General features: G+C 71.0%; 9 protein-coding genes. 3 read left to right on the forward strand and 6 right to left on the reverse strand.

Annotated elements, in window-relative coordinates; translation table 11 throughout:
- Positions 1 to 179: 179 nt before the first annotated feature.
- Genes F7R91_RS29175 through F7R91_RS29195 form a run of 5 tightly spaced genes read right to left on the reverse strand, consistent with a single transcriptional unit; the run spans position 180 to position 5364 of the window.
- Positions 180 to 1436 carry an ABC transporter substrate-binding protein gene (locus F7R91_RS29175; protein WP_150953311.1) on the reverse strand — a complete coding sequence of 419 codons (1257 nt, stop codon included), beginning with the start codon at positions 1434 to 1436 and terminating at the stop codon, positions 180 to 182.
- A complete protein-coding gene (locus tag F7R91_RS29180; protein WP_150953313.1) occupies positions 1433 to 2671 on the reverse strand; it encodes a branched-chain amino acid ABC transporter permease in 1239 nt (412 codons plus the stop codon). Before F7R91_RS29180 ends, F7R91_RS29175 begins: the two co-directional genes overlap by 4 nt.
- Positions 2664 to 3554: a branched-chain amino acid ABC transporter permease gene (locus tag F7R91_RS29185; protein ID WP_150953315.1), complete on the reverse strand. Its 891-nt coding sequence runs from the start codon at positions 3552 to 3554 to the stop codon at positions 2664 to 2666. Before F7R91_RS29185 ends, F7R91_RS29180 begins: the two co-directional genes overlap by 8 nt.
- Entirely contained in the window at positions 3551 to 4489 is a 939-nt protein-coding gene (locus F7R91_RS43860; RefSeq protein WP_150953318.1) for an ABC transporter ATP-binding protein, read from the reverse strand. Before F7R91_RS43860 ends, F7R91_RS29185 begins: the two co-directional genes overlap by 4 nt.
- Positions 4486 to 5364: an ABC transporter ATP-binding protein gene (locus F7R91_RS29195; RefSeq protein ID WP_150953321.1), complete on the reverse strand. Its 879-nt coding sequence runs from the start codon at positions 5362 to 5364 to the stop codon at positions 4486 to 4488. Before F7R91_RS29195 ends, F7R91_RS43860 begins: the two co-directional genes overlap by 4 nt.
- A 365-nt stretch (positions 5365 to 5729) precedes the next feature.
- Between F7R91_RS29195 and F7R91_RS29200 the strand changes: the two genes are divergently transcribed.
- The 3 genes from F7R91_RS29200 to F7R91_RS29210 all read left to right on the forward strand — a co-directional run bounded on the left by F7R91_RS29200 (position 5730) and on the right by F7R91_RS29210 (position 9358).
- Positions 5730 to 7097, forward strand: coding sequence for a PucR family transcriptional regulator (locus F7R91_RS29200; RefSeq protein WP_150953322.1), 1368 nt, complete (start codon positions 5730 to 5732; stop codon positions 7095 to 7097).
- Positions 7098 to 7412: 315 nt separating this feature from the next.
- Entirely contained in the window at positions 7413 to 7724 is a 312-nt protein-coding gene (locus F7R91_RS29205; RefSeq protein WP_225320842.1) for a hypothetical protein, read from the forward strand.
- On the forward strand, positions 7724 to 9358 hold the full coding sequence (locus F7R91_RS29210; protein ID WP_150953325.1) for a sodium/solute symporter: 1635 nt from the start codon (positions 7724 to 7726) through the stop codon (positions 9356 to 9358). Before F7R91_RS29205 ends, F7R91_RS29210 begins: the two co-directional genes overlap by 1 nt.
- Before the next feature lie 194 nt (positions 9359 to 9552).
- On the opposite strand, the gene tnpA is transcribed toward F7R91_RS29210, so the two are convergent.
- The coding region (gene tnpA, locus F7R91_RS29215; RefSeq protein WP_150953328.1) for an IS200/IS605 family transposase at positions 9553 to 9792 on the reverse strand (240 nt) is incomplete at its 5' end.

Genomic DNA, 9792 nt, shown 5'->3' on the forward strand with positions numbered 1-9792 from the left:
CTGTCCGGTTCGGGAAGGGGCCGTCGGAAAAGGACCTCCGCCAGAGGCACCTCGCCGGCGGCCTACTTCACAGGAGGGCTTTTCCTCCCGGTCCGGACGCTGACCGGCCGGTCAGCGTCCGGACCGTTGGGACGGCTCAGACCCGGGGCGCGGCGGCTCGGCCCTGGGGCCGGGCGGGTTCAGCCTTTGGGCAGGGTGTAGGTCCGCGCCGCGGGCACCTCGTGGGCCGGTTCGACGTTCGCGAGGCCGCCGGGGGCCTTCTTCGCCGGCTTGTGGATGAAGGTCTGGTACGTCGCTGGCTTGGTGCGGTCCGAGAAGTTCAGCGGCACGCCGAGCACGGTGAGCCGGGACTGCTTGCGGTGGGCGGCGGCTATGCCCTGGCGCGTCAGGTCCTTCGCCTTGCAGGCCGCCTTGAGGTCCTCGCCGAGGACGCTGATCGCGTTCCAGCCGCTGACGACACCCGGGTCGAGCAGGTCCTTCGGGTACTTCGCCGTGTAGTCCTTGGCGAGCTTCTGCATGGCGGGGTTGTCGGCGCTGAACGCCGGGGCGGGGCTCGCCACCTGGAGCATCTTCTCCAGGGCGGGTCCGACCGGGGTCGCCATCAGCTGCGGGGCGAAGCCCGGCGAGCTGGTGAGGACCGGGACGGTGAAGCCCGCGGCGGCGGCGGTGCCGACCAGGGCGGCCGTCTGGCGCGGACCGGCGCTGATCAGGATCGCCTTGACGCCGGCCTGCTTGAGCGCGGTGACCTGGGCGGTCAGGTCCTGGTCGGTGGGCTTGATCTTCTGCCCGACGATGGTCAGCTTCGCTTTCTTCGCCGCGTAGGTGGCACCGGCGAGCGCGTTCTCGCCGTACTCACCCTCGAAGTAGACGTGGCCGATCTTGTCGCCCGCCTTCAGCTTGGCCGTACGGACGACGTAGTCGACGCCGTTGATCATGTCGATGTCGTAAGTGGAGCCGACCACCTGGACGTACTCGCGGCCCAGCAGGGTGGAGGCCCAGGCCATCGGGAACGTGAGCAGGTGCTTGGACTCGAGCTCCTGCGACAGCGAGGACACCACTGGGGAGCCGACCATCTGGGACACGGCGGCCACGTTCGGCTCGGTCTCGGTGAACGCGGACACGGCCTTCTGGACGTCGTAGCCGTGGTCCTTGACGGTGATCCTGACGGTCCGGCCGCAGATGCCGCCGGAGGCGTTGAGCTGGTCGGCGTACAGCTGCTGGGCGTTGACGATGCTCTTGCCGAGCGAGGCGTACGGGCCGGTGAGGTCGGTCAGCGCGCCCAGGGTGATGGTCTTCTCCGTCACTCCGGGGCCGGTCTTGACGCCGTCGCTGCCGGCGCTGCTCGCGTCGGTATTGCTCTTGGTGCTGCAGGCCGTGGCGCTCAGGGCGAGTGCGGCGATGACGGCTGCGGCCGGGGCAAATCGGGTGCTGCTCACGGGGTGTGCTCCTTCGGGGTGGTGCGGGTGCGGAGAGGGAAACGTCGGGTGCGGGGGGAGCCCTCGCCCTTGCGGCGCGGCCGTCTATGGGCTAGTCCGGCCAGGCCGCCGGGGGCGAAGATCAGAACGAGGACGATCGCGGTGCCGTAGAGGTAGCGAGCCGCGTCGCCCGGGGACACCCCGGATCCTGTGGTGCCGGGAGCGGTGAGCAGGGGCAGGTCGTCGGCGTACTTGGTAAGCAGGTGGGGGATCAGGGCGACGAAGACCGCGCCGCAGGCCGCGCCGCCTACCGAGCCGAGGCCGCCGATGACGATCATCGCGAGGTAGTCGATGGACAGCAGCAGGCCGAAGTGGTCGGGGACGACGCGCTTGAAGACCAGGGCCAGCAGGGCGCCGGCGGCGCCCGCGTACATCGAGGAGACGATGAACGCGGAGGCTCGGTAGCGGGTGAGATGGACTCCCATCACGGCGGCGGCGACCTCGCTGTCGCGTACGGCGCCGAGGGCGCGGCCGGGGCGTCCGCGCAGGATGTTGCGGGCGGCGAGCCAGGCCACGGCCACCAGGGTCAGGCCGACGTACCACAGGCGCTCCAGCCCGCCGAAGGGGACGCCGAGGACGGCGAGCCCGTCGGGGGAGGTGTCGGTGAAGGAGAAGCCGAGGATGTCCAGCGGCGGAACGGAACGGCCGTTGAAGCCACCGGTGACATGCGGGGCGTTGAGCATCATGTGATGGCCGAGGAAGACCAGGGCGAGGGTGGCGATGCCCAGGTACATACCGCGCAGCCGGCCGGAGATGGGGCTGAACAGGCCGCCCGCCGCGCCGGCGAGCACGATCGCGAGCACGAAGGCGAGGACCGGCGGGAGCCCGAGGCCGTACAGGGTGCTGGAACCGGTGCCGGACGGCTCGGCCGCCAGCCACACATAGCCGTACGCACCGACGGCGAGGAAGAAGGCGTGGCCGAGGGAGAGCTGTCCCGTCGTCCCGGAGAGCAGGTTCAGCCCGATGGCGCCTATGACGGCGGCCATCGCGAACAGGCCCGTCTGGAGCCAGAACGAGGTGACGTAGAAGGGCAGGGCGAGCAGGACCAGTACGCCGCCGGCCAGAGTGGCCGCGCGCCGCCCGCGGGGGGAGAGCCTGTCGGACCACCGGGCCTGGACGGACGGGGAATCGGCGGGCGCGGGGGCGGGAGCCGCCACGGTGTCGACGGTGCCAGTGGTGTCGCGGGTGTCAGACACGGGTCAGCTCCTTCGATCCGAAGAGACCGGTGGGCCGGACCAGGAGCACGAGCACCATCACGAGGTAGGGGGCCACATCGGAGAATCCGGCGCCGAGGATGCTCAGTTCGTTCTGGTAGCCGGCGGCCATCGCCGCGGTCAGGCCGATCACCAGACTTCCGATGAGCGCGCCGACGGCCGAGTCCATGCCGCCGAGGATCGCCGCGGGGAACGCGCTCAGGGCGATCTGACTGGTCGTACGGTCGAGTCCCGGCGCGGGGAACGCGGCGAGGAACACGGCGGCGAGCGCGGCCAGCGCCCCGGCGACGCACCAGGCGATGAGCCGTACGCGGTCCAGCCGTATCCCCATCAGGGCCGCGGCTTCCGGGTCGGCGGCGGCGGACCGCATGGACAGGCCCCAGCGGGACCAGCGGAAGGCGGCGAAGAACGCGCCGATGACGATGACTGCGACGACAATGCCCGCGATCCGGGCGTCGGCGACGGTGATGCTGCCGAGCCGGGTCACATCGGCGCCCCAGGGGTCGCCCATGGTGAGGTAGTCGGCGCCGACCTGCCGGTTGAGTTCGGTGCTGAGCAGGACGTCCACGCCGATGGTGAGGATGGTCAGCGTGTGGATCTCCGCGCCGCGCAGGCCGCGGGTGGCCAGCAGCTGGACGAGTCCGGCGAGGGCCGCGGCGAGCGCGGCGCCGACGAGGACGGCGGGGATGAAGCCGATGGCGTCGTGGAGGCGGGCCGTGACATAGCCGCCGAAGAGCAGCAGGGAGCCGTGCGCGAAGTTCATGACGCCGGACGCCTTGAAGATCACGACGAAGCCCAGGGCTATCAGCGCGTAGACGGAGCCGAGCGCCAGTCCGTTGAGCACGGTTTCGGTGAGCTTGATCATGATGTTTCCTCCGAGTCGCGCTCGGTGTCCGGGACGGTGGCCTCGGCGGTGTCCGCGCTGGTGTCCGTGGCCGTGGCAGATTCCGGTTCCGGCTCGGTGTCCTGGACCGGGGTGCCGAGATACGCGCTGATGACCGCCGGGTCGTTCTGGATGCGCTCGGGCGGCCCGTCCGCGATGAGGCGGCCGAAGTCGAGCACGGTCACCGAGTCGGCGATCCGCATGATCAGCCCCATGTCGTGCTCGACGATGAGGATCGAGATGTTCAGGGCGTCACGCACCCGGGCGATCGTCTCGGCCATTGCCGAGCGCTCGGTGGGGTGCATGCCGGCGACGGGCTCGTCGAGCAGCAGCAGCCTGGGCTCCATGCAGAGCGCACGCGCCATCTCCACCCGCTTGCGGTCGCCGTACGCGAGCCCGCCGACCGGCTTGTCGAAGGCCGGGCCGAGGCCCAGGAAGTCGGCGATCTCGGCCGCGCGCTCCCGGTGGCGGCGCTGCTCGCGCACTGTATGGGGCAGCCGTAGCGCGCTCGCCGTGAAGCCTGCCCGGGTCAGCCGGTGGCGGCCGAGCATGAGGTTGTCGGCGACGGTCCCGTGGGTGAGCACGATGTTCTGGAAGGTGCGGGCCACGCCGAGCTGAGCGATGCGGTGCGGTGCGAGGCGGGTGAGGTCCTTGTCCGCGTACCGGACGGCTCCGGCGGTGGCGCGGTAGACGCCCGAGATGACGTTGAAGCAGGTCGACTTGCCCGCGCCGTTGGGGCCGATGAGCGCGTGGATCGTGCCGGGCGCGACCGTGAAGGACAGGTCGTCGAGGGCGACCAGGCCGGAGAAACGCACGGTCAGGTTCTCGACCGTGAGGGCCGGGACCGGGCCGGGTCCACTGTCCGGTCGGGAGGTCGTGGCGGCCTCGGGGGTCGTGGCGGTCGTGCCGATGCTCATCCGTTCCACCTGCCAAGCTCGGTCAGTCCCGGTCCCGTCACGGACGGAGCGCTGGCGGCCGTCGCGTACGCGGCGTCGCCGTTCGCGTCGGACGCGCAGCCGGTCTCGTACGTCTCGCCCAGGTACAGCCGTCGCACCTCGTCCGCAGCGGCGAGGTCGGCCGATGACCCCTCCAGCCGCACCTGGCCGACGTCCAGCACCGACGCGCGGTCGGACAGCTCCAGGGCCATCGCGGCGTTCTGCTCGACGAGGAGGATCGAGGTCCCCTGGGCGTTGATCTCGTGGATGATCTCCGCTATGCGCTGGACCATCAGCGGTGCGAGCCCCAGCGAAGGCTCGTCGAGGAGCAGCAGCCGCGGCGCCGCCATCAGCGCGCGGCCCATCGCGAGCATCTGCTGCTCGCCGCCGGACATCAGCCCGGCGGCCTGCCGCCGCCGCTCGGCCAGCACCGGGAACTGCGCGAAGACGCGCTCGCGGGCCGCCCGCAGCTCGGCGCGGGAGCGGCGTGCCGACCCCAGGAACCCGGCCCGGAGGTTGTCCTCCACCGAAAGGGCGCCGAAGATCCGCCGGCCCTCGGGCACCTGCACCACCCCGGCGGCCACGGATCGCGCGGCGTCGCCGCTCAGCCGTACGCCGTCGAAGTGCACCGTGCCGCGCTCGACCGTGCCGCGGTGCAGTGCGAGGGTCCCCGAGACCGCACGGAGCAGCGTGGACTTTCCCGCTCCGTTGGAGCCGAGTACCGCCACGATCCGGCCCTGCGGAACGGTCAGCGACACCCCGTGGAGCGCCTGCACGGACCGTCCGTAGCTGACGTGCAGATCGCTGACCCGAAGGGTCCCGGCCTCGGTCTCTGCCTCGGTCTCTGGTGGGCTCATCAGGGCGTTCTCCTTGCTCATCGTCGAGCGGGCGCTTGCCGGTGCGCCGGACTGGAGCGCTACGAGAACACGGCGGTAGCAGGGCGTCCATGGGCTGGGAGCGAGCCGCTGTCGGCTCCCAGCCGGGGCGTGATCCGCTTGTGAGGCGGCACAATCCGTACCTCCTGCTGTGCGTGGATCATCACGATTTGACGGAGGTCTCGTCCCAGGGGATGACCGACTGCTTAGCATGTGGATTCCTTGAAGTGCGCTCCACCGGCACACGCCGATCGCCGGCTGGTGGAGCCACCCACTGCGACCCGCGCAGCGCATGACATGGCGACCCGCCGTGGTGTTCTCGCACGCCTCGTCCGTCTGGAGGGTCCATGCACACCAGTTCCATCCGTGGCGCGGTCCGCCCCCGCGTCAGCACCGCCAGCACTACCGCCGGTCCGCGGCCTGGTGCCGCCGCCGTCGGTCCAGCCCCCGGCGCCACCGCCGTCGGCTCGCCGCCGCCCCTGCCCGAGCCCGCCGACGAGCCCTCGCCGCACCAGCTCTTCGACCACGCCTGCCGACGCCTGCTCGGGCGCGGCCAGGCATTCAGCGACACCGTGGTGGACCAGATCCGCACCGAGGTGCCGTACTACGCCGACCCGGTACTCGCACCGCCCGACCTGCCGCAGTCCGCGTACAAGGGCGTACGCATCACCCTGGAGGCCGCCCTCGACCCGGGCCGGATCGTGGACGTCGAGCGCTACACCCGTGAGCTCGGCATCCGCCGGGCCGAGGAGAGCCGCCCCCTCGACGAGGTGCTGCACGCCTTCCGGGTAGCCGGATCGGAGGTCTGGAGCGGGATCATCGGCGCCGTGGAGCGGGATGGCCTCGGCGACCAGCGCCACCTCGTGCACGTGGCCGAGCTGGTGTGGAAGATCAACGACCGCGACTGCGTCCTGCTGGCCGACGCCTACCGCCAGGTCGCCAAGGGCGTGGCCAGCCGCCACGACGAGCGCGTACGCCTGATCCTCGCCGCCGTACTGGAAAGCCGCAACGACCCGGCGTTCATCCGGGAGGCGGCGTCGATCCTCAATCTGCCGCCCGACGGACGCTTTGCGGTCGCGGAGATACGGGCCACGCAGCCCTTCGGCCACACGCCCGACGCCGTCCCGGAGATCCGCGGCATGCGCGTACTGCGCCACACCGGGGGCCGGCGCGACGTGCTCGTCGCCCATCTCGGCGACCGACCGCTCGACGCGCTTGTCTCCGCCCTCGACGCCGGTTGCAGCATGCGCATCGGCGTCAGCCCGGTCGTCCAGGGCCTGGAGAACCTGCCCCGGGCGCGGGACATGGCCGGACTCGCCCTGCGCACCTGCCGGGGAGACGGCGAGGTCGCCCGGCTCGACGCCCGTCTGCCCGACGGCCTGCTCGTCTCACGGCCCGATCTGTCCGCCGAACTCGCCCTGCGGGTGCTCCTCCCGCTGTACGACCTGGAGCCCGCCGACCGCGAAACGCTGATCGACACGCTTGGGGTGTGGATCGAGAAGGGCGGCTCGGCGGTCCAGGCGGCCCGGCACATGCTGTGCCACCGCAACACGGTGCTGAACCGGCTGCGCCGCTTCGAGCAGATCACCGGGCTCGAACTGTCCCGCCCCCGCGACCTCGTACAGCTCACGCTCGCGTTCGACGCACTCCAACTGCTCGGGCCTGCGGCCATCCTCCGCTGCGCGGACGCCTGGGATCGCGACGTGGACGGATGAGGCCGCAGGTAGCGACGCCCGCCGCGAGCACGCGATGCGTGCCCGGGCACTGGCCGCCGCGCATGCCCCTCGGCTCTCCCGGCGGCCGCACCGCCGTGACCGGATTCCTTCCCGCGGATGGCTGAATGGGCATCAGCACAGTCACCGCCCCCCGGCGTTGGGAGCGGACAGCGGCGTGCCCGACGCGCCTGGACTGACTGGTCGGTACGTGCTCTCGTGAGCCCTCATCAGGGGCAATGCCGTCAGGGGCAACGCCCGCGCAAGGCATCGCCCGAGCCAGGCGATGCGCGCATCCCTGCCCGCCAGGAGAGCTCCATGGCCCATCAGCACGCCCATCCGCATACCCCCCAGCTCCATGAAAGACCCCGGCCCCACCCGCCCGGCAGATTCTTCGCGCTCGTCAACGGACTGACCTTCGCGGTCCACCTCCTGCTCGCCTGCACCGCCCAGGACCTGCTGGCCACAAGAGTCGCCGGACAGATCACCCTCGGCGTCGTCGCACTCCTCGCCCAGGGTTCGCTCCTGCTGTGGACGGCGGCCCGCTACGACCGCACCCCCTACGGCGAAGCCCCTTACGACGAGACCCCCTACGGCGAGGCCTCCTACGAGCCGCAGGGGGAGCGCTGATGCTTCCTCAGATGCTGCTCGCCGCAGGGGCACCCGGCACCCTCGACCTGGACAGAGAAACCCGCTCCTGGGTCCTTGTCGGCTTTCTGACGTTCATCGTCCCGATGCTGCTCATCTGCGTGCTCAACGGCCCCGAGCGCGACCGGGTCAACGACTTCTACACCGCGGGCCGCAGGCTGCGCCCCGTGCAGGGCGCCATCGTCCTCTCCGGCGTCTATCTCTCCGCCGCGACCGTGCTCGGTACGACGGGAACCGTGGCAGTCTTCGGCTTCGACGGCCTGTTCGTCGCCCTGTGCACCGTGCTGTCGCTCGGCGTCCTGCTCCTGCTGTCCGGCCCGCTGCGCGAGCGCGGCAGCTACACCCTCGGCGACACCTTCGCCCTGCGCGCCCCGGGGCCCGCCGTGCGGATCGCGGCCGCCGTCGTCACGCTGAGCGCCTGTATCCCGTATCTGATCGTCCAGCTCTCCGGCGCGGGCCGGACCACCGCCATGCTGCTCGGCGTTTCCGGGACGGGCGCCGAACAGACGGCCATCGTCATGATCGGCACGCTCGTCGTCTGCGCCACGGCCTTCGGCGGGATGCGAGGCATGATCGCGCTCCAGATAATCAAGACAGTGATCCTGCTCGCCATGGCGCTCGCCGTGGCCGCGGTGCTGCTCCACCGCTTCCACTGGAGCGCCGACTCCCTCATCGACACCGCCGCTCGGGGCAGCGGCCGACCCGAGGGGTATCTGCGCCCGGGCCTGCGCTTCGCCGCCGGCGGCCCGGTCGAGAGCACGCTCGACTTCATCGGTCTGATGATCACCGTGGTGCTGGGCGTGGCCTGCCTGCCCCATGTCGCCACCCAGCTCAACACCGCGCCCGACCCGGCCGCCGCCCGGCGGACGGTCCGCCACACCATCGGGATCGTCGGCACCGTCTGCCTCGTCACCACCGTGATGGGCTTCGGCGCCGCGGCGGTGATCGGTGCGCCGAAGATTCTCGCCGCCGATCCCGGAGCCACCAGCAGCCTGCTGATGCTCACCGGCGATCTGGCGGGAGGATCGTCGGCGCAGACGGGCGAGGCATGGCTCGTCGTGCTGGTCGCCTGCGCGGTGTTCCTCACGACGCTTGCTGTCGTCGCGAGCGTGACCCTGGCGGCTGCGGGCGCGGTCGCCCACGATCTCGTCACCCACGTGGTGCGCCGCGGGCGTACCACCGAGGGCCGGGAGGTGGCCGCAGCCCGTATCGCGTCCGCCCTGGTTGGCGTGCTGAGCATCGGCTGTGCGGTGTGGGTACAGGGCTGGAACATGGGCTTCCTGTCCACGCTCTCCCTGGCGGTGGCGGCCTCCTGCCTGCTCCCGGCGCTGGTGTACGCGTTGTTCTGGCGCGGCTTCACACGCCGGGGACTGCTGTGGACGCTGTACGGCGGCCTGGGCTCCGCGATCGGACTCCAGGTGTGCAGCCCCGTCTTCTCGGGCAACCCGATGGCGCTGGTGCCCGAGTGGCACATCGACTGGTTCCCGCTCCAGACAGTCGCCCTGGTGTCGCTGCCCGTCGCATTCCTGCTCGGCTGGCTCGGCAGCGTGACGCGACAGCGGCATACAGCCCTGGTGGCGGAGGCGCCGGTCAAGCCCGACGCACTGACGCACTGACGCACAAAGGCGGCGGTCGGTGGAGCCGCCGAGCACCGCCTACGCAGCCACGTCCGACTGCTCGTACATCTGGTACACACCCCCAGCGGGCACACGACCTGGACCGTGACACCCTTCTCGCCGTTTCACGGATTCCCCAACGGAATCGTTCACGCCGGGGATGAATGCATCTCAAGACTGCTCTGACGTGCACGTTAGAGCGGACGTTTTTGCTGCTCGATGTACTGGCGGACGATCGCCAACGGTGCTCCGCCGCACGATGCGGAAAAATACGAGGGCGACCACAGGTGCCCGTGCATGACGGCGCGGTTGAGTCGGCCGGTGAACTCCTGCCGTATCCGGCGGGCGGAGACGCCCTTGAGGCTGTTGACCAGCTTGGAGACGGCGACCTTGGGCGGGTAGTGCACCAGGAGGTGGACGTGATCGCGTTCGCC

The sequence above is a fragment of the Streptomyces luteolifulvus genome (assembly GCF_008806595.1).
Lineage (GTDB): Bacteria > Actinomycetota > Actinomycetes > Streptomycetales > Streptomycetaceae > Streptomyces > Streptomyces luteolifulvus.